Origin of the sequence: Pseudomonas sp. AN-1, from assembly GCF_034057115.1 — a bacterium.
Classification (GTDB): domain Bacteria; phylum Pseudomonadota; class Gammaproteobacteria; order Pseudomonadales; family Pseudomonadaceae; genus Geopseudomonas.
Genome location: NZ_CP139195.1, coordinates 2374280 through 2400181, shown reverse-complemented (window position 1 = coordinate 2400181; position 25902 = coordinate 2374280). Strand labels below are relative to the sequence as shown.

Sequence of the window (25902 nt, the reverse complement as noted above, 5' to 3'; positions counted from 1 at the left end):
TCGCCACAGCCTTCGGCAGGTAGCCCCCAGCCATGCTCGATCTCGGCGCCTATCTCGGCCTGTTCTTCGCCGCCTTCGGTGCGGCCAGCCTGCTGCCGCTGCAGTCCGAGGCGCTGCTGGTCGGCCTGCTGCTGGCCGAGCAGCATCCGGTGCTCACCCTGCTGGCGGTGGCCACCGCCGGCAACGTGCTCGGCTCGCTGCTCAACTGGCTGCTGGGGCTGTACCTCGAGCGCTTCCGCCACAAGCGCTGGTTCCCGGTGCGCGAGCAGCATCTGCAGCGCGCGCAGGGCTGGTACCAGCGCCACGGGCGCTGGTCGCTGCTGCTCAGCTGGCTGCCGGTGGTCGGCGATCCGCTGACCGTGGTCGCCGGGGTGATGCGCGAGTCGTTCTGGATCGTGCTGCTCTGCGTCACCCTGGCCAAGGGCGCGCGCTACGCAGTGCTGACCGCGGCCACCCTGGGCCTGGCCTGAGGAGCGGTCCGGCAGGCTCCGGCCGGGTAGGCAATACTCTGTGCTGTTCTCAACCACGCCGCATGCAGCGGGAGGATGTCATGGAACAGCCGGTCCACGCCTTTCACCACCTGTTCGAGCAGCTCGGCCTGCCCAACGACAACGACTCGATCCGCCGCTTCATCGAGCGCCACGCGCCGCTACCGCCCGAGGTGCAACTGGCCGACGCCAGTTTCTGGACGCCCGCCCAGGCGGCCTTCCTGCGCGAGGAGATCCTCGAGGACGCCGACTGGGCCGAGGTGGTCGACAACCTCAACGCCGCCCTGCGCGCCCGATAGCGCGTGTGAACGAAAACGCCGCGCCCTCCTGAAGAAGGGCGCGGCGCTGATGGTGCAGGGCGATCAGCCCTGGCGGATCAGGTGGTCGAAGGCGCTCAGCGAGGCCTTGGCGCCCTCGCCGACGGCGATGACGATCTGCTTGTACGGCACGGTGGTCACGTCACCGGCGGCGAACACGCCGGGGATGTTGGTCTGGCCCTTGGCGTCGACCATGATCTCGCCGAAGCGGGTCAGCTCCACGGTGCCCTTCAGCCAGTCGCTGTTGGGCAGCAGGCCGATCTGCACGAAGATGCCCTCCAGTTCGACCTCGTGCACCTGGTCATTGTGGCGGTCCTTGTAGATCAGGCCGTTGACCTTCTGGCCGTCGCCGGTCACCTCGGTGGTCTGCGCCATGGTGATCACGGTCACGTTGGGCAGGCTGTGCAGCTTCTTCTGCAGCACCGCATCGGCGCGCAGCTGCTCGCCGAACTCCAGCAGGGTCACGTGGGCGACGATGCCGGCCAGGTCGATGGCCGCCTCGACGCCGGAGTTGCCGCCGCCGATCACCGCCACGCGCTTGCCCTTGAACAGCGGGCCGTCGCAGTGCGGGCAGTAGGCCACGCCGCGGCCGCGGTATTCCTGCTCGCCCGGCACGTTCATCTCGCGCCAGCGCGCGCCGGTGGCGAGGATCACCGTCTTCGCTTTCAGCTCGCCGCCGTTGTCGAACTGCACGGTGTGCAGGCCATCGCCGGTCTCGGCCGGGATCAGCTTGCTGGCGCGCTGCAGGTTGATGATGTCGACCTCGTACTGGCGCACGTGCTCTTCCAGCGCGCGGGCCAGTTTCGGGCCTTCGGTCTCCGGCACCGAGATGAAGTTCTCGATGGCCATGGTGTCCATCACCTGGCCGCCGAAGCGCTCGGCGGCGACGCCGGTGCGGATGCCCTTGCGCGCGGCGTAGATGGCCGCCGCGGCGCCGGCCGGGCCGCCGCCGACCACCAGCACGTCGAAGGCGGTCTTCGCGTTGAGCTTGTCGGCCTCGCGGGCGCCGCTGTTGGTATCCAGCTTGGCGAGGATCTCCTCGACGCCCATGCGGCCGTTGCCGAACGGCTCGCCGTTGAGGTAGATGCTCGGCACCGCCATGATCTGGCGCCGCTCCACCTCGTCCTGGAACAGCGCGCCGTCGATGGCCACGTGCTTGATGTTGGGGTTGAGCACCGCCATCAGGTTGAGCGCCTGCACCACGTCCGGGCAGTTGTGGCAGGACAGCGAGAAGTAGGTCTCGAAGCGGAACTCGCCCTCGATGCCCTTGATCTGCGCGATCACCTCGTCGGAGACCTTCGGCGGGTAACCGCCCACCTGCAGCAGGGCCAGCACCAGCGAGGTGAACTCGTGGCCCATGGGCAGGCCGGCGAAGCGCGGGCCGATCTCCACGCCGTCGCGGCGGAAGCCGAACGAGGGCTTGCGGGCGTCCTGGCCTGCGGTATCCAGGGCGATCTTGTCGCTCAGGGCGTCGATGTCCTCGAGCAGGGCGAGCATTTCCCGGGATTTTTCGCCGTCGTCCAGGGACGCGACTATCTCGTACGGTTCGGTGACCCTCTCGAGGTAGGCCTGCAACTGGGTTTTCAGATTGGCATCCAACATGGCGACGGTATCCCTTTTGCGAAATTCGGATATGAAAATGCCCGGGCGGAACCCACCCGGGCATTCGGGAGTCGCGGGAGCCGGGTGACAGCTCCCGCGAGGCGACGACCTGGAAAGGCTGCTTAGATCTTGCCGACCAGGTCCAGCGACGGGGTCAGGGTCTCGGCGCCTTCCTTCCACTTGGCCGGGCAGACCTGGCCCGGGTGGGCGGCGGTGTACTGGGCGGCCTTCAGCTTGCGCAGGGTCTCGCTGACGTCACGGGCGATCTCGTTGGAGTGGATCTCCAGGGTCTTGATCACGCCTTCCGGGTTGATGATGAAGGTGCCGCGCAGGGCCAGGCCTTCTTCCGGAATGTGCACGCCGAAGGCGTTGGTCAGCACGTGGGTCGGGTCGCCGATCAGCGGGAACTTGGCCTTGCCGACGGCCGGGGAAGTTTCGTGCCAGACCTTGTGGGAGAAGTGGGTGTCGGTGGTGACGATGTACACCTCGGCGCCGGCCTTCTGGAATTCGGCGTAGTTTTCGGCGGCGTCTTCGATCTCGGTCGGGCAGTTGAAGGTGAAGGCTGCCGGCATGAAGATCAGCACCGACCACTTGCCTTTCAGGTCGGCTTCGGTGACCTCGATGAACTTGCCGTTGTGGAAAGCGTTGACCTTGAACGGCTGGACCTGGGTGTTGATGAGGGACATTCGCTGAACTCCTTCAGGGTTGAAAACTGGTTGACGGGGAGTATCCTACCCCGGGCGGGGGCTTAGGCGTAATTGATTGAGGGAATCGCCCCAATCGCTTCGCTCTATGGCTCCCCGGGGCCGTCCGTCCGGCTGGCCGGACGCTGGCCAGCGGCTACTCTACATCAGACTTGGCCGCAGGGAAGCTTTGCCGTACACTTCATCCGACCTTGCAAGCAGAAGTACCCAGGGGCCGATCAGGATTCGACGCCGGTAACAAAACTTGAGGGGCATGCCGAGCTGGTAACAGAACTCGTAAATTCGCTGTTACAAACTCATAGTTGCCAACGACGACAACTACGCTCTAGCCGCCTAAGGGCCGCTAGCTGACCCTAGGGGATGCCTGTAAACCCGAAGATTTGGTCAGTCATATAGAACAGGATCGCCGCCAAGTTCGCTGCAGGCGTAACGGCTAAAACTCATGCAGCTCGCTCCAAGCACCCTGCCACTCGGGTCGCGAGGAGTTAACTCAGTAGAGATGGCTAAGCATGTAGAACCAATAGCGGAGAGCTGGCGGACGGGGGTTCAAATCCCCCCGGCTCCACCAATTCAAGCCTGGAACCCGTCTAGAACGCGGGTTTCAGGCCAGATTTGATGGCATTGGATTTCTCACAGTCCGACTGTGAATCCAAAAAGGTATGCCATCATGCCCAAAGCGACACCTCGCAAGACCGGTCAGCTGCACCTGATCTTCAGTGCCAAGACCGGCTTCCAGTACTACTACACCCTTCCCACGCACTTCGCCGCCTACCCTCAGCTGCCCAGACAGGTCCGCTGGTCGCTAGGCCATGACGAAGCCCTGGCCCGTGAGCTGGCGCAGTACCTCAACGAGCGCTTCAGCTTCCTGCGCAGCGCGTTCACTGAGCGCGCTCTTGAGCACAGTGTTGCGCAGGTTCTGAATTTTCTGACGATCTATCAGGCTGAAGTCGGCGAGGCCGTCCAGCGGGCCGGGAAATCCTGGCAAGGCCTGCCCACGCCGGCCGAACTGGCCCGGCGGGATCTGACCGCCGGCTACGAGCGGCTGCTCAGGGAAGGGCGCCAGCGCCCGTTGCTCTACACCACCGAGCCCGGCGGCGAGATCATCTTCGCGCTCACGCCGAGCGTCCAGCTGGCTCGCGCCTTGGGCATGAACTTCACGCGTTTCGACTGGCCGCTCGGCACCAGAGCGCAGGCTGAGCTTGCCAGGGTAAGGCTTCTGGGGCGCGCGTCCCCGGCTTGGCGCAGGTATCCAGGTAGTCGTCCACCGCTTCAACGGATGCTGCTCGCCGCTCCGTCACCGAGCTGTCATGGAAGCCGACCACATCGCGGATGCCGGCGATATGGCCCACGAGAAGGCTGTCCTCTTCGCTGTACTCTAGCTAGCCGAGCAGCGTAGCCCTTGTATTCATGGTTGTACTCCTGCTTGTTCCAAGACGGCCCCGGATTGTGGGGGGCGCGTACGGGATGCTTCAAGCGCAAGTCGGGTTCATGCTATCAGTGTGGGGGAGCAGAAAGCTGCCGTTCGAGATCACTCAGTCTGGTTGATCCGCCATGTGCTTCCGATAGCAGTGCGGCCCAGTCCCCCGGTGGGTGGCCATTTTCCAGCATCTTGCGGAATACACGGTACGCATCGTCCCCGCTCTCGTACGCCCGCTTGGTATCTTCGTCATTGACCCACGCATAGACGATGATTTTGCTTTGGGCGTGGTAGCGGAAAAACAGGCGGTACTGTTGGAAAAACTTGGCGCGGAACCAGTGCTTGTGCTCCTCGCCCAAGGTTCCACCCTGGCGATACTCTGCACGACCCGGATCCTGAGGGATGACCTCGAATGCCAGTTTCAGAATGGCAGCAAGGCGCTTGCTGGCATTCTTCCGCAGGTAACCTTCCGGATCCTTCCGGCGCAGGGCTTCCACCTGTTGGGTCAGCCGCTCGACTTGCTCAAGAAACAGAGGGTGGGCAAATACAGTCCAGCCGTTGATGACTAGCGGTGTGTGTGTCGGCTGGATCATTCGTCGTCAGCCGAGAGTGGCGCGTCCAGATCAATCTCGACATGTCCGACCACGGACTGGATACGCTTTACCAGGCTGGCATCTACAGCTTTCAGGTGTTCAGGATGGCGAGCGATGTCGTTCGCCAGGAAGTTGAGGAACTGGCCGAGCACGGGATCATTGACCTCGGGCGCCTTGGCGCGAGTCAGGACTACCTCGCCATCCTGGCGGATTGTGTAGTGGATCTTGTCCCGCTTGCCCAGCTTGAGAGCGCGACGAACGGTCTCGGGCACAGTGGTCTGATACCGGTCAGTAAGCGTGGACTCGACTTCAAGCGTGGCAGTCATGTTGATCTCCAATGTGGGAGGGTGCACTGACATGGTAATGCGCATGCATTGTCTGCTCAATGTGCGCTTGGCCTTGGGCGATGAATGGACACGTGGGAGCGTTTTTGGGTTCAAATCTGTGGATTCCACGCTGACTCGGACACCCATTCCACGGCAATCCGGACCCTTCCCGGCTCCACCAGCGCAGACACAAAGCCCCGGATTCCGGGGCTTTGTGCTTTCTGGGCCTGCCGTTTCCAAGGCGGGCTAAGGGGCGCGCCGCGGTCCGTGGTCCGTGGTCATGGGGCGCCGTTGATGCGCGCTTCAGGCGGATCGCCCGGCCGCCGCCCTCGGGCTGCCGCTATCCAGCGGAGCCGTCGGCCCGCTTGGGCAAGCCTGTCTCCGGGACCAAGCCAGGCCATGCCGGGTCTAGCGGGCCTCGCCCACCAGCCGCGCCAGCTCCACGGTGCGGTTGGCATAGCCCCACTCGTTGTCGTACCAGGCGTACAGCTTCACCTGGGTGCCGTTGACCACCAGGGTCGACAGCGCATCGACGATCGACGAGCGCGGGTCGCTGCGGTAGTCGATGGACACCAGCGGGCGCTCCTCGTAGCCGAGGATGCCCCTGAGCTCGCCTTCGGCGGCAGCCTTGAGCAACTGGTTCACTTCCTCTGCCGTGGTGGCGCGCTTGACCTCGAACACGCAGTCGGTCAGCGAGGCGTTGGCCAGCGGCACGCGCACCGCGTGGCCGTTCAGCTTGCCGCGCAGCTCGGGGAAGATCTCGGCGATGGCGGTGGCCGAGCCGGTGGTGGTCGGGATCATGCTCATGCCGCAGGCGCGGGCGCGGCGCAGGTCCTTGTGCGGCTGGTCGATGACGACCTGATCGTTGGTCAGCGCATGGATGGTGGTGATCGAGCCATGGCGGATGCCGAGCGCCTCGTGGATCACCTTGACCAGCGGCGCCAGGCAGTTGGTGGTGCAGGAGGCGGCGGTGACGATGCGATGCCGCTGCGGGTCGAAGCGCTGGTGGTTGACCCCCAGCACCACGTTGAGCACCTCCGGCTCCTTGACCGGCGCACTGACCACCACGCGCCTGACGCCCTGGTCGAGGTAGGCCTGCAGCAGGGCCGCCCTGGTCATCTTGCCGCTGGCCTCGATCACCAGGTCGCAGCCCGACCAGTCGGTATCGGCGATGGTCTTGTTGTGGGTGACCCGGATGCGCCGGTCTCCGATGACGAGGCTGTCGCCGTCGCTGCCTGCGTCGAACCGCCAGCGGCCGTGCACCGAGTCGAAGTTGAGCAGATGGGCGTGGGTGGCCGCGTCGGCGGCCGGGTCGTTGATCTGCACGAATTCCAGCTCTGGCCAGCCCCAGGCGGCGCGCAGGGCCAGACGTCCGATACGGCCGAAGCCGTTGATGCCTACCTTGATGGTCATGGTCTTGTTCTCTTTATTATTGTCGTGGTGGGCGTTCGGCGGCGAGCGGCGAACGCGCCTGACGCCCGCCCAGCGCCGCCGGGCACGGGTGACCTGACCCGGCCGGAGGCATTGGCGTCGCGCCTCATCTTGAGCATATCGCGCGCCGGCGCGGATGGGAGCAGGAGGCGGGCATATTCGCGGCCCTCGGTGCTGGGGCCGGGGCGGTGCCGGAAGGGCGCTCGGAGCCTGCGCGGCGAGCGGTCGGTGCGGCTCCGGGGAATGGTCGGCAGTCGTGGGGCGGGCGGCGCGCAGTGGCCGCCCGGCAGGCGGGGCTCAGCCGAAGATCTTGTTGAGCATGCGGCCGACGAAGCTGCCCTCGAGATCACGCTTGACGTAGTTGACGTAGTGCTTGTCGTCGCGCTTGATGTGGTTGGTCAGCCACAGGCCGATGTCGCTGCGCACCTCGCGGGCCAGGCGGATCGGGTCCTCGCCGTTGCCGAAGCGGTCGCGGTAGGAGTGGGCGCGCTCCTTGAACCGCTCGTGCACCTCATGGTGGGCCTCGAGCATCGGATAGCCGGCCTTCTCCATCAGGGTTTCCTCGAAGGTGTTGTGCGAGATCGCGTAGTCGATCAGCGACTTGATGACGTGCTCGATCTGCTCGACGGACTTGCTGGAGATGGCCTCGTCGATTTCCTTCAGGTATTCGAAGATGCGCTTGTGCTGCTCGTCGATGATGTCGATGCCGGTTTCGAACTCGGCAGTCCAGTTGATCGCAATGGCCATGGCTCTTCCTCGTTGAGTGCTTGCTGGGGCTTGGGGAGGGTCCCGTCTTCCACGTAGCAAGTCTAATGCCACACTGTTTCCGTGGTTTTACCGCGCCGTGACGGCCGTGATCGTGTTGAGGGCGGCTTGCTGGTGTGCGCGGGCCGGTGCGTGAATGCGCACTGTTGGTGCGCTGTTGGTGCGCGCGCGGTAGGGCAGGATCGGCCGGCTGGGTGAATACTTGCCTTGCCGGCTTCCTTCTCGCCCTCTCCTTTCCGGAGGCATGCCATGTCCGCTCCCGCCTTTCCGCTGTTCGCCCGCGCGGTGCGCCTGCTGCTGGTGCTGCTGTTGATGCCGGGGCTGCTGTCCTGCGCCACGTTCGGCGGTCGCGACCCGCTGAGCTTCCAGGTGGTCGGCATCGAGCCGCTGCGCGGGGAGGGGCTGGAGGTGCGCCTGGCGGTGAAGCTGCGGGTGCAGAACCCGAATGCCGGGGGGATCGACTACAGCGGTGTTGCTCTGGAGCTGAAGGTCAACGGCAGGCTGCTGGCGCGCGGGGTGAGCGCTCAGCACGGCCGCTTGCCGGGGTTCGGCGAGAGCGTGATCGAGGTGCCGGTGAGTATCTCGGCCTTTGCTGCCCTGCGTCAGGCGCTGGGGATGGTCGACAGTGCCCGGCTGGACAATGTGCCCTATGTGCTGCGTGGCAAGCTCGGCGGCGGCTGGTTCGGCAGCCGGCGCTTCAGCGATGCGGGAGTGGTCGACCTGTCCAGGCTGGCCTCCGGGCGTGAGTGAGAGGTCAGCCGGCCAGGTCCCACAGCTTGTCGTCCTGCAGGACGCGGGTCGGCACGTAGCGCGGCCGGCCGCCGACCTCCTCCAGCTCGGTGAGGCCGGCCAGCTGGTTGACGATGCGATAGCGCTTGCCGGCGGTCTTGTCCCGGAGTGGATACAGCTCGGCAATCTGTTTGGCCAGTTCGGTGAGGGTGGACATAGCTCTGCTCCGTGAATCCATGGCAGCTATTTACCGGGTGCGGGTTACAGTTGCGCGAAGGCGGGAGCAAGAAGCATGCCGCGCCCCGACGGTTTGCAAACATTCTTGAACGTATGTAAAACGGACGGTCTTGCAGCTGCCCTCCGCCGGCACGCCGCGTCCTGTCCGGAGTTCCGATGTCCCTGCGTATCCTGCTGATTCTCGGCGCGCTGACGGCCTTCGCGCCGCTGGCGATCGACTTCTACCTGCCCGCTTTCCCGGCCCTGGCCGACAGCTTCGCCACCGACGTCGAGCACGTGCAGTACAGCCTGGCGGCGTATTTCGTCGGCCTGGCCATCGGCCAGCTGCTCTACGGGCCGCTGGCCGACCGCTTCGGGCGCCGCGTGCCGCTGCTGTTCGGCGTCGCGCTGTTCGGCGTGGCGACCTTTGCCTGCATGCTGGCGCCGAGCCTCGAGTGGCTGGTCGCCGCGCGCTTCATTCAGGCGTTGGGCGGCTGCGCCGGGATGGTGGTGTCGCGTGCGGTGGTGCGCGACCTGTGCGATCCGGTCGCCTCGGCGCGGGTGTTCTCGCGGCTGATGCTGGTGATGGGGCTGGCGCCGATCCTCGCGCCGGCCGCCGGCGGGCTGCTGCTGGAGCTGGCCGGCTGGCGGGCGATCTTCGCCGCCCTTGGCCTGTTCGCCGCGCTGTGCCTGCTGCTGGTGCTGCGCTGGCTGCCGGAGACGCGCTCGCCGGAGCTGCCGCCGGCGCCGCTGGGCGGGGCGCTGCGCCAGTACCGGCTGCTGCTGGCCGATCGGGCCTTCCTGGGGCATGCGCTGACCGGCGGTCTGGCCATCGCGGCGATGTTCGCCTATATCGCCGGCTCGCCCTTCGTGTTCATCGAGCTCTATCAGGTGCCGACCCAGCAGTACGGCTGGCTGTTCGGCAGCAACGCCGCCGGCTTCATCCTGCTCGCCCAGTTCAACACGCGGCTGCTGGCCCGGCGCGGTCCGGCGTTCTGGGTGCCGCGCGGGGTGGCCTTCTATCTGGGCTGTGCGCTGGCGCTGCTGGGCGTGGCCTGGCTGCAGCCGGCCACCCTGTGGCCGCTGCTGGTGCCGCTGTTCGGTTGCATCGCGACCCTGGGGGTGGTGATGCCCAATACTTCGGCCTGCGCCATGGCTGGGCAGGGCGCCCATGCCGGCAGCGCCTCGGCGCTGCTCGGCAGCCTGCAGTTCTCCATCGCCGCGCTGGCGGCCTCGCTGGTCGGCGTGCTGCACGACGGCACGGCGCGGCCGATGGCGCTGGTGATGCTGTGCTGTGCCGGCGGGGCCATGCTGGTGGCCTGGCGCACCGCGCAGCACCGGCCGGATCGGTGCGCGGCTATCGCGGCGGAGAAGCTGTAGCGGGCCGGGCGTTCGCCTCGCGCGAGCGCCCGTCACCTTTCTGCGGGCAACAAAAAACCGGCCGAAGCCGGTTTCTTGTCGGAACAGAAGCTTACGCCTGGGCGAGGGCCTTGATATGGCCGTTCAGGCGGCTCTTGTGACGAGCAGCTTTGTTCTTGTGGATGATGCCCTTGTCGGCCATACGGTCGATCACCGGCACAGCCAGGGTGTAGGCGGTCTGAGCCTTGGCCAGGTCTTTGGCGTCGATAGCCTTGACTACGTTCTTGATGTAGGTACGCACCATCGAGCGCAGGCTGGCGTTGTGGCTGCGGCGCTTCTCAGCCTGTTTGGCACGTTTTTTGGCGGAGGGGGAGTTGGCCACCGTCGAGCTCCTCGAAAACTGGGGATACCAAGTAAATAAGGCCGCGAATCATGCCGGCGCCGAAAGGCGTTGTCAAGGGGCAATGGCGGCTGTCGGGTGCTGGTCGGGCGGGCGGGCGCTGGCTTACACTCGCCGACCTTTGCAGGGGCGGGGATTAAAGCATGTCCGGCGAGTCGGCCAAAAGCAGTTTGTTGCGATCCAGTGCGGTGGTCAGCGTGATGACCCTGCTGTCGAGGGTGCTGGGCATGGTGCGCGACATGGTGGTGGCGGCCTACTTCGGCTCCAGTCCGGCGGCGGATGCCTTCTTCATCGCCTTCAAGATTCCCAACTTCATGCGCCGGCTGTTCGCCGAGGGCGCCTTCGCCCAGGCCTTCGTCCCGGTGCTCTCCGAGTACCGCGCGCAGCGCAGCCTGGCCGAGGTCAAGCAACTGGTCGACCGGGTCGCCGGCACCCTCGGTCTGACGCTCACCGCGCTCACCGCCCTCGGCGTGGTCGCCTCGCCCTACCTGATCATGCTGTTCGCCCCGGGCTTTCGCGGCGAGCCGGAAAAGCTGGCGCTGGCCGGCGACCTGCTGCGCATCACCTTTCCCTACCTGCTGCTGATCTCGCTGACCGCCTTCTGCGGCGGCATCCTCAACAGCTACGGGCGTTTCGCCGTGCCGGCCTTCACCCCCGTGCTGCTCAACATCTGCATGATCGGCGCGACCCTGTTCTTCACTCCCTACTTCGACCAGCCGGTGATGGCGCTGGCCTGGGGCGTGTTCGTCGCGGGCCTGGCCCAGCTGCTGTTCCAGCTGCCGTTCCTCGCGCGCATCCGGCTGCTGCCGATCCCGCGGCCTGATCGCAAGGACGAGGGCGTCAAGCGGATCATGACGCTGATGGTGCCGGCGCTGTTCGGCGTGTCGGTCAGCCAGATCAACCTGCTGCTGGACACCGTGCTGGCGTCCTTCCTGCAGACCGGCAGCGTGTCCTGGCTGTACTACGCCGACCGCCTGTCGGAGCTGCCGCTGGGCGCCTTCGGCATCGCCATCGGCACGGTGATCCTGCCCAGCCTGTCGCGCCAGCATGCCGGCGGCGACCCCAAGGCCTTCTCGGCGACCATCGACTGGGCGCTGCGCATGGTGCTGCTGGTCGGCGTGCCGGCGGCGCTGGCCCTGGCGATCCTCTCCGAACCGCTGATCGCCAGCCTGTTCCACTACGGCAAGATGACCGAGCGCGACGTGGTGCAGGCGGCCAACGCCCTGGAGGCCTATTCGCTGGGCGTGCTCACCTTCATGCTGATCAAGGTGCTGGCGCCGGGCTTCTTCGCCCGCCAGGACCTGAGGACCCCGGTGCGCATCGCCGTGCAGTGCATGGTGGCGAACATGGCGTTCAACCTGGTGCTGATCTGGCCGCTGCAGCACGTCGGCCTGGCGCTGTCCACCTCGCTGTCGTCGATGCTCAATACCGGCCTGCTGCTCTGGGGGCTGCGCAAGGCCGGCGTCTACCAGCCAGCGCCGGGCTGGGGGCTGTTCGCCCTGCGCCTGCTGGCCGGCTGCGCGGCCATGGTGGCGCTGGTCTGGTGGCTGAACGCGCCCTCCGCGGCATGGTTCGCCTGGGGCTGGCAGCGCCGAGCGCTGGAGCTGAGCCTGCTGGTCGGCGGCGGCATCGCCGTCTACGTTGCCGCGATGGTCCTGTTCGGCCTGCGCCTGCGCCATCTGCGCCATTGAGCAGGTGGTCACGGGGCCTACGCCTGATGCCCGATGCATGGGTATAATCGGCCAATTTGCACACAAGACGCGTCTATGCAACTGGTCCGAGGTCTCCATAATCTGCGCTCCTGCCAGCGGGGCTGCGTTGCCACCATCGGCAACTTCGACGGCGTGCATCGCGGCCACCAGGGCGTGCTGGCGCGTCTGCGCGAGCGCGCGGCGCAGGCCGGCCTGCCCAGCTGCGTGGTGATCTTCGAGCCGCAGCCGCGCGAATTCTTCGCTCCGGACAAGGCCCCGCCGCGCATCAGCAGCCTGCGCGAGAAGCTCGAGCTGCTGCGCGCCTGCGGAGTCGACCGGGTGCTGTGCCTGACCTTCAACCGCCGCCTGCGCGAGCTGTCCGCCAACGCCTTCGTCCACCAGATCCTGGTCGAGGGCCTGGGGGTCAGGCACCTCGAGGTCGGCGACGACTTCCGCTTCGGCTGCGACCGCGCCGGCGACTTCGCCCTGTTGCAGGAGGCCGGGGCGCGCGAGGGCTTCACCGTCGAGTCGGCGGACACCATCGAGCTGGACGGCGAGCGCATCAGCAGCACGCGGGTGCGCGAGGAACTGGCCGCCGGCGACTTCGCCGAGGTCGAGCGCCTGCTCGGTCGTCCCTACGCCATCAGCGGCCGGGTGCTGCACGGCCAGAAGCTCGGCCGCCAGCTGGGCACGCCGACCGCCAACCTGCAGCTCAATCGCCTGCGCCCGGCGCTGAGCGGCGTCTATCTGGTGAGCGTCGCGCTGGACGGCCGGCGCTGGCCGGGAGTGGCCAACATCGGTACCCGGCCCAGCGTCGCCGGCGACGGCCGTGCCCATCTGGAAGTTCATCTGCTGGATTTCAGCGGCGATCTCTATGGCCGCCGCCTGGTGGTGCAGTTCCACCGCAAGCTGCGCGACGAACAGCGTTTCGCCTCCCTGGAGGCACTGAAGTCGGCGATCGACGCGGACATCGCCGCCGCCCGTGCCCACTGGCAGGGTCAACCGTTAGAGAACCTGAAATGACCGACTACAAAGCGACCCTGAACCTGCCGGAAACGGCATTCCCGATGAAGGCCGGGCTGCCGCAGCGCGAGCCGGAAACCCTCAAGTACTGGGACGAGATCGACCTGTACGGCAAGCTGCGCGCGCTCGGCGCCAGCCGACCGAAGTTCGTGCTGCACGACGGCCCGCCCTACGCCAACGGCAACATCCACATCGGCCACGCGGTCAACAAGGTTCTCAAGGACATCATCGTCCGCTCCAAGACCCTCGCCGGCTTCGACGCACCCTACGTGCCGGGCTGGGACTGCCACGGCCTGCCGATCGAGCACAAGGTCGAGGTGACCCACGGCAAGAACCTGCCGGCGGACAAGACCCGCGAACTGTGCCGCAGCTACGCCAGCGAGCAGATCGACGGCCAGAAGGCCGACTTCGTCCGCCTCGGCGTGCTCGGCGACTTCGCCAACCCGTACAAGACCATGAACTTCGCCAACGAGGCCGGCGAGATCCGCGCCCTGGCCGAGATGGTCAAGGGCGGCTTCGTGTTCAAGGGCCTCAAGCCGGTCAACTGGTGCTTCGACTGCGGCTCGGCGCTGGCCGAGGCCGAGGTCGAGTACCAGGACAAGAAGTCCGACGCCATCGACGTGGCCTTCGCCGTCGAGGACGCCGCCCAGCTGGCCGCGGCCTTCGGCCTGCCCGCCCTGGAGAAGACCGCCTGCGCGGTGATCTGGACCACCACGCCGTGGACCATCCCGGCCAACCAGGCGCTCAACCTGCACCCCGAGTTCGAGTACGCGCTGGTTGACGTCGGCGACCGGCTGCTGCTGCTGGCCGCCGAGCTGGTCGAGTCCTGCCTCAAGCGCTACGGCCTGGAGGGCGAGGCGATCGCCAGCGCCCCGGGCGCGGCGCTGGAGAACATCCGCTTTCGCCATCCGCTCTACGAGCGCTTCTCGCCGGTGTATCTCGCCGAGTACGTCGAGCTGGGCGCCGGTACCGGCATCGTCCACTCGGCGCCGGCCTACGGCGAGGACGACTTCCGCACCTGCAAGCACTACGGGATGAGCAACGACGACATCCTCAACCCGGTGCAGAGCAACGGCGTGTATGTCGCCGACCTGCCGTTCTTCGGCGGCCAGTTCATCTGGAAGGCCAACCCGCAGATCGTCGCCAAGCTCGAGGAAGTCGGCGCGCTGCTCAAGCACGAGAGCATCAGCCACAGTTACATGCACTGCTGGCGCCACAAGACCCCGCTGATCTACCGCGCCACCGCGCAGTGGTTCGTCGGCATGGATCGCGAGCCGGCGCAGGGCGCCACCCTGCGCGAGCGCGCGCTCAACGCCATCGAGCAGACCGAGTTCTACCCGGGCTGGGGCAAGCCGCGCCTGCACGCGATGATCGCCAACCGCCCCGACTGGTGCATCTCGCGCCAGCGCAACTGGGGCGTGCCGATCCCGTTCTTCCTGCACAAGGCGACCGGCGAGCTGCACCCGCGCACCGTCGAGCTGATGGAGCAGGTCGCCCAGCGCGTCGAGCAGGAAGGCATCGAGGCCTGGTTCAAGCTGGACGCCGCCGAGCTGCTCGGCAGCGAGGCCGCCGACTACGACAAGATCAGCGACACCCTCGACGTCTGGTTCGACTCCGGCACCACCCACTGGCACGTGATGCGCGGCTCGCACCCGATGGGCCACGACCAGGGCCCGCGCGCCGACCTCTACCTGGAAGGCTCCGACCAGCACCGCGGCTGGTTCCACAGCTCGCTGCTGACCGGCGCCGCCATCGACGGCCACGCGCCGTACCGCGGCCTGCTGACCCACGGCTTCGTGGTCGACGAGAACGGCCGCAAGATGTCCAAGTCGCTGGGCAACGTCATCGCCCCGCAGGAAGTCACCGACAGCATGGGCGCCGACATCCTGCGCCTGTGGGTCTCGGCCACCGACTACTCCGGTGAGATGGCGGTGTCCAAGCAGATACTGCAGCGCAGCGCCGACGCCTACCGGCGCATCCGCAACACCATGCGCTTCCTGCTCTCCAACCTCAGCGGCTTCAACCCGGCCACCGACCTGCTCGAGCCGCAGCAGATGCTGGCCCTCGACCGCTGGGCGGTGGACGCCGCCGCGCGCCTGCAGGCCGAGCTGAGCGAGGCCTACGAGCAGTACCGCTTCTGGAACGTCTACCAGAAGGTGCACAACTTCTGCGTGCAGGAGCTGGGCGGCTTCTACCTCGACATCATCAAGGACCGCCAGTACACCACCGCGGCCGACAGCCAGGCGCGGCGCTCCTGCCAGACTGCGCTGTTCCACATCGCCGAGGCGCTGGTGCGCTGGATCGCACCGATCCTCGCCTTCACCGCCGAGGAGATCTGGCAGTACCTGCCGGGCCAGCGCAATGAGTCGGTGTTCCTCAACACCTGGTACGACGGCCTGTTCGAGCTGGACGCCGACGCCGCGCTGGGGCGCGAGTTCTGGACCGAGGTGATGGCGGTCAAGGCTGCGGTGAACAAGGAGCTGGAGAACCAGCGCAACGCCAAGACCATCGGCGGCAACCTGCAGGCCGAGGTCACCCTGTACGCCGAGGAGGCGCTGGCCGCCAAGCTGGCCAAGCTGGGCGACGAGCTGCGCTTCGTGCTGATCACCTCGTACGCCAGCCTGGCGCCGCTGGCCGAAGCTCCGGCCGAGGCGGTCGACAGCGAGGTCGCTGGTCTGAAGCTGCAGGTGCTCAAGTCGGGGCATGCCAAGTGCTCCCGCTGCTGGCACTTCCGCGCGGACGTCGGCCAGCATGCCGAGCATCCGGAGCTGTGCGGCCGCTGCGTGGACAACGTCAGCGGCAGCGGCGAGGTGCGCCTGCATGCCTGAGACCGCCGGGCGCTTCGGCGCCCTGCCGTGGCTGTGGCTGAGCGCGATCGTCTTCGTGCTCGACCAGGTCACCAAGCTGTACTTCGAGGGCAGCCTGCAGATGTACCAGCAGATCGTGGTCATTCCCGACTACTTCAGCTGGACCCTGGCCTACAATACCGGCGCCGCCTTCAGCTTCCTCGCCGACCACGGCGGCTGGCAGCGCTGGCTGTTCGCCGTCATCGCCATCGGCGTCAGCGCCGTGCTGGTGGTCTGGCTCAGGCGCCTGCCGCGCCGCGGCCAGGGCTGGCTGGCGCTGGGCCTGGCGCTGGTGCTGGGCGGTGCGCTGGGCAACCTGTTCGATCGCGTGGCCTACGGCCACGTGATCGACTTCATCCTGGTCCACTGGCAGAACCGCTGGTATTTCCCGGCCTTCAACATCGCCGACTGCGCCATCAGCGTCGGCGCCGTGCTGCTGGCCCTGGACATGTTCAAATCCGAGAAAAGCGGAGACCGCAATGACTGAACAGCGCATCGGCCCCGAGCGCCAGGTAACCCTGCACTTCGCCATCAAGCTCGAGTCGGGCGACGTGGTCGACAGCACCTTCGACAAGAGCCCGGCCGTGTTCAAGGTCGGCGACGGCAACCTGCTGCCCGGCTTCGAGCAGGCCCTCTACGGCCTCAAGGCCGGCGACAAGCGTTCGATCGCCATCGAGCCGGAGCACGGCTTCGGTCAGCCCAACCCGCAGAACGTGCAGGTCATGCCGCGCGGCAACTTCGAGGGCATGGAGCTGTCCGAAGGGCTGCTGATCATCTTCAACGATGCCGCCAACGCCGAGCTGCCGGGCGTGGTCAGGCAGTTCGACGATGCCCAGGTGACCATCGACTTCAACCACCCGCTGGCCGGCAAGCGCCTGACCTTCGACGTGGAAATCGTCGACGTGCAGCCGGCCTGAGCCTGTAGTAGGGCGGGTTAGGCCGCAGGCCGTAACCCGCCAACCACGCCGTAGGCCTGGCGTGCGCCCCCCTTGAATTTCCGCGTGCCGAGACCAGCCATGCAAATCACCCTCGCCAACCCCCGCGGCTTCTGCGCCGGTGTCGACCGCGCCATCGAGATCGTCAACCGCGCCCTCGACGTGTTCGGCCCGCCGATCTACGTGCGCCACGAAGTGGTACACAACAAGTTCGTCGTCGAGGGCCTGCGCGCGCGCGGCGCCGTCTTTGTCGAGGAGCTCGACCAGGTGCCCGACGATGTCATCGTCATCTTCAGTGCCCACGGCGTGTCCCAGGCGGTGCGCGACGAGGCGGCCCGCCGCGGCCTACGCGTGTTCGACGCCACCTGCCCGCTGGTCACCAAGGTGCACCTGGAAGTCGCCCGCTACAGCCGCGACGGCCAGGAGTGCATCCTCATCGGCCACGCCGGCCACCCCGAGGTGGAGGGCACCATGGGCCAGTACGACAACCGCAACGGCGGCGCCATCTACCTGGTCGAGGACGAGGACGACGTCGCCCGTCTCGAGGTGGGCAACCCCGCGGCGCTGGCCTACGTCACCCAGACCACCCTGTCGATGGACGACACCTCGAAGGTCATCGACGCCCTGCGCGAGCGCTTCCCGGCCATCCAGGGGCCGCGCAAGAGTGACATCTGCTACGCCACCCAGAACCGCCAGGATGCGGTCAAGCAGCTCGCCGAGGACTGCGACCTGCTGCTGGTGGTCGGCAGCCCCAACAGCTCCAACTCCAACCGCCTGCGCGAACTGGCCGAACGCATGGGCACCCCGGCCTACCTGATCGACGGCGCCGACGACCTCCGGCGCGAATGGTTCGACGGCAAGCTGAAGATCGGCATCACCGCCGGCGCCTCGGCGCCGGAGGTGCTGGTCCAGGGCGTCATCGCCCGCCTGCGCGAATGGGGTGCCGACGAGGTGTGCGAGCTGGACGGCGAGCCGGAGAACGTGACCTTCGCCATGCCGAAGGAGTTGCGGGTGAAGGAGTTGTAACCGATCAGCTCAATGCAGAACGGGGCGCCATGCGCCCCGTTTTTCTTTCAGAGGCCGTTGCAGCTCCCCCAGGCATTGGCCAGCGCCCCGCTGCCACCGCGCGCCCCGCTGGAGTCCAGGGTCAGGGTGCCCTTGCCGGCCAGCCGACCCGTACCCGTGGCGGTCAGGGTATAGCTCGTCGCGGTAACCGCACTGACGGCGACGGTGGCGTGTTTGCTGGCCCCATCCACCGGGGCAGCCGAGTAGATGCCCAAGGGAGCCGCGTTGCCATCAGCATCGGTGTAACGGTTGTTCTGCGCTCGATAGCGCTCCAGCACGTTCGCCGCCCCGGCGAGTACGGACTTGGTGTTCTCGCAGGAGGCGCGGAGCAGATAGCCCTGGTAGCTGGGTAGGGCAATGGCGGCAAGAATGCCGATGATCGCCACGACTATCATCAGCTCAATCAGTGTGAAGCCTTGCTGTGCTTTCATTCTGTAATGCTCTCGACGGTAAAGGGCCGGGGCACCCTGAGGTGCCCCGGATCCATGTTTAGTCGCTGGTCTCGTCTATCCAGTAGGTCTTGCCGAGCGGCGGCGTGGTGACAGCTGTGGGGGCCACCGAGGGGTCGGGCAGGATAAAGCAGTTGTCGCCCTGGCAGAACAGCTGCGGGTCGCTGGAGATGCCGCCGCTGTTGCTGTCCTGATAGCGATCCTCGTAGCTGCCGTTGCCATCCAGCGGCACGGACGTCGGGGTGGCATTGGCCAGGCGTACCGAGTAGGCGCGGTTCTTGCCGATCGAGGCGCTGCAGACCCCTCTGCCGGCGGTCGGCTCGTAGGTGTTGAAGTACACCGAGCCCCCGGCGGTCAGGGCGCGGGAGAGTACCTTTTCGCCATCGCCCTTCAGGGTGATATACCAGCCGCCATGGGTCTCGGCGAAGGCCGCCTGGGCGGTCGCCTGCTGCCCTGCGTTGCCAGCCTGGACCAGGTTTTGCGTCGCATCGTACATGTCGCCTTCGGTCAGGGTGCCTTCGTTGCCGTTCTTGAACAGGATGTCGGTACGGAAGGAGTAGAAGCGATCGTCGATGAACTTGTTGAGCGGGTGGCCACGGTAGCCGCTGCCGATGTTGACGGTCAGGGTCGGCGTGCTGCCGACCTTCAGCAAGGATACATCCGGCTCGTGATAGAAGCGCCGGGCAGAGGCCGGGGTATCGCCTCCGACGCTGGCGAACACGCCATTGCCGCTGCTACCCCCGGCGGTGACAAGGTTCGCACCACTGCTGCCGTGGTTGATGAAAAAGCGCCAGATCTGGCCGCCCATGTCGCCGACGAATATCTGATCGGCCAGCTTCTCCGTGTCATGGACCAGCACCCCGCCGGACTCGAGGCGACCGCTATCCTCATCCACCTGGGTGGTAGCCTGTGCCTGTATGTCGATCACGCGCACCTTGCTGGGGATGCTGTATTGCATCTTGGCCAGTTGCAGGTCGTGACTGTCGTCGCTGCCGGCGGACCAGATCTTTGCGCCTGTCTTGGCGTCGACGATGTAGATGGCATTGCCCATGCCATCGGCAGTCCGGGTGCTGTCCGAACTGTTGAGATCGTCCTGGCTGGCATCGTAGCCGCCGCCGAAGATCAGTACGTCGCGGACTGTGCTGCCCACCTGGATCCGGGCCTTGACCGGTGCCGACCAGGTCTGTCCCAGATGCTCGAAGCCACTGGTGCTGCCGCCGATGATCTGCCACAGCAGCTTGGGGCTGTCTCGGTCGGTGATGTCCAGTGCGTAGATGTTGCGTCCGCCGCGGCCCATGGTGGCGTAGGCATAGACGAACTCGCCGGAGTTCTTTCCGGAGATCGTGGCACCGGTTTCCGGGTTCTTGCCGCCATAGATGACGCCATTGTTGTTGGCATCGTTGACCCACAGGGCAACGGTATTGTCCATCCCGTAGCGACGAGGTTTCTGTGAGGAAGACTTGGCGTTGTCCTGCAGGTACTTGATGTTCGGCAGCAGGGCCTCGGGCATGAAGGCGAAGTGCTCCTTGCCGGTATCGGTATCGAACAGGTGGATGAAGCCTTCGTTGGTACCCATGATGGCCGCCTGGTCCTCGTCGACACATTCGTCGCCCGAGTAGGACTCGCACTTGTAAGTCACCAGGCGCGGGCTGGAGTGGATGGGGTCGCCCAGTCCCTTGCGCGGGTTGCCCTCGCTGTCGAGGCCGCGAATGTAGTCGAGGAGTTCTTCTTTGTCCTCTTCGCTGACCCCCAGAAGTTCAGGGGTCAGCCGGGAGTTGCTGGTGCTGATCGGGTAGTTGCTCAGGGCGACGGGCGAAACCGGCGAGTCGCCGTGGTAGGTGTACAGCTTGCGGTTGTCCGGAGTCGGCAGTTTGTGGGCGGCTCCGCCGAGCGTGACGTCGCTGCCATCGCGCTCGCTGGTCCAGAAGCTGCGGGCATTATCGCGGAAGAAGCCGGTATTCGGATCGATGGCCGAGACCCCATCGGCATCGACGATGGTGGCCACTCCGTCCTCGATCTTCATGCGGTAGCGCTTCAGATTGCCTGCCCAGCGGTCCCGATCGGAGGGGCGGAACAGGGCAAAGTACAGCTGGTCCTTGTTGTCCTGACGGTTGAAGCTGTTGATGGGAGCGCTGGCGTTGACGAAGGTGGTGTTGGTGGCGAGCACCTCCTGGATGATGCGGTTGAAGGCGGCGCTTAGCTCGCCGGCGCTTTCGGCAGTGTAGGCGGCCCCCCCCCCGTTGGTGGCAAGATCGCTAAGGAACTTCTTGACCTGGGCGCTGGTCTTGGTGCCGCTTGCATCGAGGGCGAAGCCCACGGTGTGGGTGGTGATGAGGTTGTCGCCTTCGATGGTGGCGGATTGGTCGTTATCCGCCAGCCATTTCGTCAGGCTGCGGGCGCACTGTTCATCGCTGTCAGTGGCGTCGCCGTTACAGTCGCTGCCTATCAGCTTGGCAACGTCGCTTCTGGGATCATCATAGGGGCTGTAGGCCTGGCCATCGGTCAGCAGCACCAGGTGGTTCGCCTGGCAGGCGCTGTCGATCGGGCTGGTGCGCCCGGCAACGTCGCCACGGTAGTATCGGGCTGCGTCATACAGGGTCCGCACGATAGGGGTATTGTTATTGGCCGTCATGCTCTGCACCAGGGAGTTCAGGTGCTGGCGGACGGTCACCGAAGATCCGCCGTCGCGCAACTTGAGGCGCAGCTTGATCGATTGGGCCGGGTTGGCTTCGTAGGAGGCGACCTTGAGATCGCTGTCGGCGCTCTGGACGAGGAACAGGTTGAGGGGGTTGCCACGGTACCAGCTGCTTTTGGCGAAGATGTTGGTCAGTACCGTGCTGCTGACATCGCATATGACTGGTACGCCTGCACGCCAGCTGCTGCTGATCGAACAGTAGGTTGTGGAGGTCAGGTCCCGGTTGCTGCTCAGGTTGGAGGAGTTGGCGCTGAAGGCGCTGCCGTTGGCACTGTCCTGGAATCTGAGCCCTATGCTCTGGGTAGGATTGGCCACGGTGTTGGCTGGGGTGATGATCACCTTGGCTTCGACGACTTCTGCATCCCGGCTGACCGGCAGGTCCTCGAAGCGGGCACCGATTCGGTTACGGCTCAATGGCAGTTGCAGATCGCCGAGCGTCACCTGGCCGGAGGAGTTCTGGTAGGCGTCGTTCTTCTGGTCGGTGATGCGGACCTCGACGATATCCTGCATGCACCCCTCGCTGCCGCCGGTATAGCTGACGTTCAGGATCGGCTGCAGGCCCCCGGCGCCATCGAAACTGTGGGCGCTGCGCAGGCCGCTACCGGAGGTGGGGGTGATATGGAAGGCCATCGTATTGTTGCCGCACCAGGTGGAGAGGTTCACCACCTCCTGCACCAACTGGGTGACGTCCGGCCCCTGCACCGGCACGGGTGGGTTTTCTGTTATCCATGGCTCGGCTGCCCAGGTGGTCACGGCGGTAGTCTTGCTGCGTCCTGCGAGGTTGCTGCCGGCGACGAACTGGCTGGCATCTCCGGTCCTTTCGGCGCGCACCTCGAAGGTGACCGGCTCGCTGTTGCTGGCAGCCGGTACGAAGCTGATATGGGCCGAGCTGATGGTGGCGCCTTGGGGGATGCTGACCTCCTGGAAGCGCAGGGCGGCCATGCGCTGCTCGGTCTCAGTGCCATTGCCCGGCGCGCTGTATTCGATGACCAGGGTGGGCGCCTCGCCGCTCGGGCAGTCGTTGGCGCAGAAGGTGTATTGCTGGCTTTTGTTGTTGGCCGAGTTGCCGGAGAAGCGTACGAACAGCCCCTGGACCGGGTCTGCCGCCGGGGTGGCTGCTAGCAGAGCCTTGACCTGGTCGAGCAGGTCGATGGCGACGCGTGCCCCGTCGCTCCAGCCGTTGACCTGGACGACCGCGGTGTCCTGGTAGGTCCGCCCGCCAAACGTGCTGTTGTCGTTGAGGCGCCCAGGGGTCTTGCTGTTTTCCACCATCACGTCGAGCTTCAGGCTTTTTCGGTTGCCGCTTGGCGTGTTGGTAGGGGTGATGTCGATGTAGGCGCTGGTGACGATCGCATTGGCAGGCAGATTCAGGCCCTCGAAGCGGAACAGGGCCTGGGAGGAGGTGTCGCGCTGCAGGTTGATTTCGCTCAGTTCGTCGTTGTCGCAGTAGTCGTCGTTGCTGCGCAAGGGCGGGTCCATTCGGCAGGCATACTCGGTGGTGACCTGGTTTTTCCCCTTACCAGTCGTATGCAGGTGGCGAAAGAAGCTGTTGGCAGAGGTCAGCGCGCTGCTGATCCTGCCCGGTATATTTCCGGTCATGGCGGTGCTGCCCATCAGCAGCGTCGGGTCATCGATCACGGCATCGCCGGCCGGGCTGATGCGCTGCGAGGCGTCGTCGGAGGACTGCAGGATGCCGGCGTTGCCGCCACTCAGTTCTGCACTGCCACCCAGGGTGTCATCAATGTTGCGTACGGGGAACATGTAGCGAGAGCTGCCGTACTCGGTGCGGGCGTTCAGCACCATGACGCCGATGTTGATGTCGCTGGTATTGTTGAGAATGTCGGCGAAGGATTCCTTCAATACCATTAGCCGGGACTTCTGGCCGGAGCTGGCGGGGTCGTTACGGTCCAGACGCCAGGCCATCGAGCCGGAGTTGTCCAGAATGAATAGCACGTTGGGGCGGGTGTTGTTGTCGATGGTCGGGCCGCCGAAGAAGATCTCCGTGTCGTCGGCTTGGCTGAGGCCAGCCTGCAGGATCAGGCTGGAAAGCAGGGCGGAAGCCAGGAATGGTTTGAGGGCGTGGCAGAGGTTCATGACATTCATTCCTTGTCCTGTCAGTAGCGGACCAGATGACCCTGAAGATGTTCGGCCTGTGCCAACTGGCTGTCGTCAGGGCAGTTGGCGTTCTCGGTGGCATCAGCGCAGGCCTTGCCGGTGCTCTGGATGTTGAAGCAGGCGTACTGGAAGCTGGTGTTGTCCTCCGAGGCGTCCAGCGAATAGGCGGGGATCACGTCCCAGCAGGTGCCAGGGGTTGCTGCGCTGGCCTGGTACGGTACGGTCTTTGCTGTAGCCTGCAGGTTGCCAGTGACCGTCAGGGCTTCGATTGCAGGGTCTTCCGCAAAGTCGGCCAGCCATTCGCGGATGCCACTCTCGGCAGCCTGGAAGGCGACGTTCTGTTGCTTGCTGTTGGCGGCGATGCGCACCTGCAGGGAGGACGTGTTGGCAGCGGTGATGGCGATGATGGTGAGCACCAGCAGCAATACCAGGCTGACCAGCAGGACCATGCCTCCTTGTCGGTTATGTGTGTTCATCAGATCCGGTTCCTCAGTTCGTAGGTGCCGCTGAAGGTGCGTGTTACTCCGGTGCGTGCGTCGTTGAGGGTGAGCTGGATGCGTACGGCCTGGGCGCTGGCCAGTTGCGTGGCGCTGACATTGGCGCTTTCGACCCAGCGGGTGGCGTTGCCCTCGGGAATGCCGAAGAAGATGCTGTCGAGCACTGCATTGTCGAGAATCGGGTCGGCAGAGCCGCCGTTCAGCGTCATGCACAGGGACGTGCCGTTGGTGCACTGGGCATAGGTGACTGCCCGCAGGTGCAGGGCGGCGCCGTCGCAGGCGTTGCTGGCGCTGAAATCGGTTCCTGTGTCCTCCCTCGTCGCGTAGCGGAAGGTCACGCTCTTGGTAGCCGCAGCCAGGGCGTCGTCGGGAAAGGTGACGCTGCCGACTGTGGTCTTGTTGGCAATCGAGCTGCAGCCTTGGTAACCGGCACGCCGCGCATCGGTACCTATTATCTCGAGGATGGCGTGGCCGCCCTCCTGGACACGGGCTAGGGCGTTGACCGTGCGATCGGACTCGGTGCTGTTGCCGAACAGCTGCAGTACGCCGAGCAGCAGGAGGGAGCTGATCAGGATTGCCACCATCAGCTCGACAAGAGAAAGGCCGTGTTGCCGCTTCATAGGTTGACTCTCAGCTCGAAGGTAGCAGGGACGCGTGTCCTGGGGGTGTCGGGGTCGTTGTCGACATCCTCGCTGGCGTTCTCCTCCCAGGCGATGGTGATGGTGTACTCGTTGTTATTGGCTCGGTCGACGCTGGCTGTGGCACCCGGGATTCCAGCCTCCAGCGCGGCCCGCCAGTCGTGGAGGTCCTGTTGCGCCTGGGCGCTCGGCGAGCAGCCGCTACTGCTGCATCCCGGACTCGTGGTGGCGCTGGCGCTTGCTGTTAGCGTGTAGTTGTTGGAGCTGATGGCCTGGTTGCGATTTGCGCGCATGCGCTCGACCAAGTCCTGGGCCAGCAGGCTGGCTTGGCTGCGCAGGTAGGCGCTCTGGCTCGATTGCAGGCTGGTCATCATCAGGCTGGCCATGCCCAGCAGGCCGACTGCCAGCACGAGCAGGGCAATGAGTACCTCGATCAAGGTGAAGCCGCGCTCCTTCTTCATGGACAGGCGCTCCCGCTGCAGGCCTGACCGATGGCATTCACCTTTACCGCGTGACTCTTGGAGCGTTCGGTTTCGCCGATGGTCAGCACCAGAGACGAGGGGCTGAGGGTGCCGTTGGCGCGGAAGGCTGCGCTGCCGTGCGAACTCGTGATGGTCAGCCCGCTCGCTGCCGCAGGGATGACACGTATCACTTCGGCCCCGTTCAGCAGCAGCATGCCGTCAGTCCAGTTGGTGCCGTTCGCACAGGCACTGTTGCTCTCATTTGCTGCGCAGACCGTGATGTTGGTGCGCAGCGTGATCGCCTCGCTACGGGCGAGGCGCAGGGCGCCAAGGAGATGGTTGGCTGTGCTGTTCAGGCGGCTGTCCAGCGTGAGGTTGCGGAAGCTGGGGACGCCGATGCCGGCGATGATGGCGATGATGGCGATGACCACCATCAGTTCGATCAGCGAAAAGCCGTTATGTGAGTGCATCTGCTCTTGCTCGTGGTTTTCCGGGGTGTGATGGCTTTTTCTGCAGGTAAAGCATCCTGAATGGGGCGATCGAAGGCCAGTTGCCCGGGATGGGCGCAACAAACGGGCGACGAACGGTATGGGCTATCCGCAGGAGGCACCGGCGGCAGCTGGCTGGCTGCGTATGCGGCCGGAAAGGCTGATGACCAGTTGGTGTTGGGGTTGGTTGTTCATGCACAGTGTCAGAGTCCCATTGGCTGCACGAGTGGTTCCATTGGCCTCGAAGTGCAGGTGCGCCTGTTGCCCGAAGCGGGACCAGCGCCATGTGACATCGTCGGGTAGCCTGATCTGGCGGATCAGGCGTTCGCCTGTCTCGAATCGCCCATTCCGGTTGCTGTCCTCGAACACCAGCAGGTTGCGGCTCCAGGTTCGGGAGCCATCGCAGGCGGAGCTGCCGGAGCAGATGCCGATGGTCGTTCGTTCCAGCACGGCTGAGGCGCGGGCATGGTTTAGCTCTCCCAGGAGCTGGTTGACGGCTTGGGTCTGGCGGTTTTTGCGCAGCATCTCGCTAAAGGAGGGAGCTGCAATGCCCAGCAGGATGCCTGCGATGAGCAGGCATGCCATGAGTTCGAGCAATGTTTGTCCACGCATCGCTTTCATGGATTCGACGTCCGTGTCGGAACCTGGATGA

25 protein-coding genes, 1 other RNA gene and 1 pseudogene are annotated in these 25902 nt (G+C 65.5%); 11 read left to right on the top strand and 16 right to left on the bottom strand.

The window, feature by feature from the left end; genetic code table 11:
* Positions 1-32: 32 nt before the first annotated feature.
* A complete protein-coding gene (locus tag SK095_RS11170; RefSeq protein ID WP_136491623.1) occupies positions 33-470 on the top strand; it encodes a YqaA family protein in 438 nt (145 codons plus the stop codon).
* Positions 471-550: 80 nt separating this feature from the next.
* On the top strand, positions 551-787 hold the full coding sequence (locus SK095_RS11165; RefSeq protein WP_136491622.1) for a DUF2789 domain-containing protein: 237 nt from the start codon (positions 551-553) through the stop codon (positions 785-787).
* 63 nt (positions 788-850) lie between these two features.
* On the opposite strand, the gene ahpF is transcribed toward SK095_RS11165, so the two are convergent.
* Both ahpF and ahpC read right to left on the bottom strand, forming a co-directional pair.
* Entirely contained in the window at positions 851-2407 is a 1557-nt protein-coding gene (gene ahpF / locus SK095_RS11160; protein WP_320546349.1) for an alkyl hydroperoxide reductase subunit F, read from the bottom strand.
* A gap of 122 nt (positions 2408-2529) precedes the next feature.
* A complete protein-coding gene (gene ahpC, locus SK095_RS11155) occupies positions 2530-3093 on the bottom strand; it encodes an alkyl hydroperoxide reductase subunit C (RefSeq protein ID WP_092432055.1) in 564 nt (187 codons plus the stop codon).
* Between the two features lie 228 nt (positions 3094-3321).
* Between ahpC and ssrA the strand changes: the two genes are divergently transcribed.
* Positions 3322-3679: a transfer-messenger RNA gene (ssrA, locus tag SK095_RS11150) on the top strand.
* Between the two features lie 618 nt (positions 3680-4297).
* Here ssrA and SK095_RS11145 read toward each other — a convergent pair.
* From SK095_RS11145 to SK095_RS11125, 5 genes and pseudogenes are all read right to left on the bottom strand, one after another.
* A pseudogene (locus SK095_RS11145) lies at positions 4298-4490 on the bottom strand (toxin-antitoxin system HicB family antitoxin); the annotation flags it as partial.
* A gap of 115 nt (positions 4491-4605) precedes the next feature.
* Positions 4606-5121: a type II toxin-antitoxin system YhaV family toxin gene (locus SK095_RS11140; RefSeq protein WP_320546348.1), complete on the bottom strand. Its 516-nt coding sequence runs from the start codon at positions 5119-5121 to the stop codon at positions 4606-4608.
* Positions 5118-5447, bottom strand: coding sequence for a type II toxin-antitoxin system PrlF family antitoxin (locus SK095_RS11135; RefSeq protein ID WP_320546347.1), 330 nt, complete (start codon positions 5445-5447; stop codon positions 5118-5120). The genes SK095_RS11140 and SK095_RS11135 overlap by 4 nt, the downstream gene beginning before the upstream one ends.
* A 408-nt stretch (positions 5448-5855) precedes the next feature.
* Entirely contained in the window at positions 5856-6860 is a 1005-nt protein-coding gene (locus SK095_RS11130; protein ID WP_320546346.1) for an ArsJ-associated glyceraldehyde-3-phosphate dehydrogenase, read from the bottom strand.
* A 315-nt stretch (positions 6861-7175) separates the two neighbouring features.
* The gene (locus tag SK095_RS11125) at positions 7176-7625 is read right to left on the bottom strand and encodes a bacteriohemerythrin (RefSeq protein ID WP_136489127.1); all 450 of its coding nucleotides are present in this window, start codon (positions 7623-7625) and stop codon (positions 7176-7178) included.
* Positions 7626-7913: 288 nt separating this feature from the next.
* Here SK095_RS11125 and SK095_RS11120 point away from each other — a divergent pair, with 288 nt between their 5' ends.
* Complete coding sequence (locus tag SK095_RS11120) at positions 7914-8393, top strand: LEA type 2 family protein (RefSeq protein ID WP_178084048.1); 480 nt, start codon at positions 7914-7916, stop codon at positions 8391-8393.
* A gap of 4 nt (positions 8394-8397) precedes the next feature.
* Here SK095_RS11120 and SK095_RS11115 read toward each other — a convergent pair whose 3' ends face one another.
* On the bottom strand, positions 8398-8589 hold the full coding sequence (locus tag SK095_RS11115; RefSeq protein WP_136489129.1) for a hypothetical protein: 192 nt from the start codon (positions 8587-8589) through the stop codon (positions 8398-8400).
* 176 nt (positions 8590-8765) lie between these two features.
* Here SK095_RS11115 and SK095_RS11110 point away from each other — a divergent pair, with 176 nt between their 5' ends.
* Positions 8766-9968 carry a multidrug effflux MFS transporter gene (locus tag SK095_RS11110; RefSeq protein ID WP_136489130.1) on the top strand — a complete coding sequence of 401 codons (1203 nt, stop codon included), beginning with the start codon at positions 8766-8768 and terminating at the stop codon, positions 9966-9968.
* A 91-nt stretch (positions 9969-10059) separates the two neighbouring features.
* Here SK095_RS11110 and rpsT read toward each other — a convergent pair whose 3' ends face one another.
* Positions 10060-10329 carry a 30S ribosomal protein S20 gene (gene rpsT / locus SK095_RS11105; RefSeq protein ID WP_090211787.1) on the bottom strand — a complete coding sequence of 90 codons (270 nt, stop codon included), beginning with the start codon at positions 10327-10329 and terminating at the stop codon, positions 10060-10062.
* A 161-nt stretch (positions 10330-10490) separates the two neighbouring features.
* On the opposite strand from rpsT, the gene murJ reads away from it, so the two are divergent.
* The 6 genes from murJ (at position 10491) to ispH (ending at position 17868) form a co-directional block, all read left to right on the top strand.
* Positions 10491-12038, top strand: coding sequence for a murein biosynthesis integral membrane protein MurJ (murJ, locus tag SK095_RS11100; protein WP_320546345.1), 1548 nt, complete (start codon positions 10491-10493; stop codon positions 12036-12038).
* A 75-nt stretch (positions 12039-12113) separates the two neighbouring features.
* Positions 12114-13061 (top strand): bifunctional riboflavin kinase/FAD synthetase, encoded by a 948-nt coding sequence (gene ribF, locus SK095_RS11095; RefSeq protein ID WP_136489132.1) that lies wholly within the window; start codon positions 12114-12116, stop codon positions 13059-13061.
* The gene (gene ileS, locus SK095_RS11090) at positions 13058-15889 is read left to right on the top strand and encodes an isoleucine--tRNA ligase (protein WP_320546344.1); all 2832 of its coding nucleotides are present in this window, start codon (positions 13058-13060) and stop codon (positions 15887-15889) included. Before ribF ends, ileS begins: the two co-directional genes overlap by 4 nt.
* A complete protein-coding gene (gene lspA, locus SK095_RS11085; protein ID WP_136489134.1) occupies positions 15882-16394 on the top strand; it encodes a signal peptidase II in 513 nt (170 codons plus the stop codon). The genes ileS and lspA overlap by 8 nt, the downstream gene beginning before the upstream one ends.
* The gene (gene fkpB / locus SK095_RS11080) at positions 16387-16824 is read left to right on the top strand and encodes an FKBP-type peptidyl-prolyl cis-trans isomerase (RefSeq protein WP_320546343.1); all 438 of its coding nucleotides are present in this window, start codon (positions 16387-16389) and stop codon (positions 16822-16824) included. Before lspA ends, fkpB begins: the two co-directional genes overlap by 8 nt.
* A gap of 99 nt (positions 16825-16923) precedes the next feature.
* Positions 16924-17868: a 4-hydroxy-3-methylbut-2-enyl diphosphate reductase gene (gene ispH / locus SK095_RS11075; RefSeq protein ID WP_320546342.1), complete on the top strand. Its 945-nt coding sequence runs from the start codon at positions 16924-16926 to the stop codon at positions 17866-17868.
* Between the two features lie 47 nt (positions 17869-17915).
* Here ispH and SK095_RS11070 read toward each other — a convergent pair whose 3' ends face one another.
* The 7 genes from SK095_RS11070 to SK095_RS11040 form a co-directional block, all read right to left on the bottom strand.
* Entirely contained in the window at positions 17916-18338 is a 423-nt protein-coding gene (locus tag SK095_RS11070) for a type IV pilin protein (RefSeq protein WP_320546341.1), read from the bottom strand.
* A 58-nt stretch (positions 18339-18396) separates the two neighbouring features.
* The gene (locus SK095_RS11065) at positions 18397-23145 is read right to left on the bottom strand and encodes a PilC/PilY family type IV pilus protein (protein ID WP_320546340.1); all 4749 of its coding nucleotides are present in this window, start codon (positions 23143-23145) and stop codon (positions 18397-18399) included.
* Between the two features lie 20 nt (positions 23146-23165).
* Positions 23166-23615 (bottom strand): pilus assembly PilX N-terminal domain-containing protein, encoded by a 450-nt coding sequence (locus tag SK095_RS11060; protein ID WP_320546339.1) that lies wholly within the window; start codon positions 23613-23615, stop codon positions 23166-23168.
* Between the two features lie 26 nt (positions 23616-23641).
* Entirely contained in the window at positions 23642-24283 is a 642-nt protein-coding gene (locus SK095_RS11055; RefSeq protein ID WP_320546338.1) for a PilW family protein, read from the bottom strand.
* On the bottom strand, positions 24280-24762 hold the full coding sequence (gene pilV, locus SK095_RS11050) for a type IV pilus modification protein PilV (RefSeq protein ID WP_320546337.1): 483 nt from the start codon (positions 24760-24762) through the stop codon (positions 24280-24282). Before pilV ends, SK095_RS11055 begins: the two co-directional genes overlap by 4 nt.
* Positions 24759-25232 carry a GspH/FimT family protein gene (locus tag SK095_RS11045; protein ID WP_320546336.1) on the bottom strand — a complete coding sequence of 158 codons (474 nt, stop codon included), beginning with the start codon at positions 25230-25232 and terminating at the stop codon, positions 24759-24761. Before SK095_RS11045 ends, pilV begins: the two co-directional genes overlap by 4 nt.
* 123 nt (positions 25233-25355) lie before the next feature.
* Positions 25356-25871, bottom strand: a complete 516-nt coding sequence (locus SK095_RS11040) for a GspH/FimT family pseudopilin (RefSeq protein ID WP_320546335.1) — start codon at positions 25869-25871, stop codon at positions 25356-25358.
* Positions 25872-25902 lie beyond the last annotated feature (31 nt).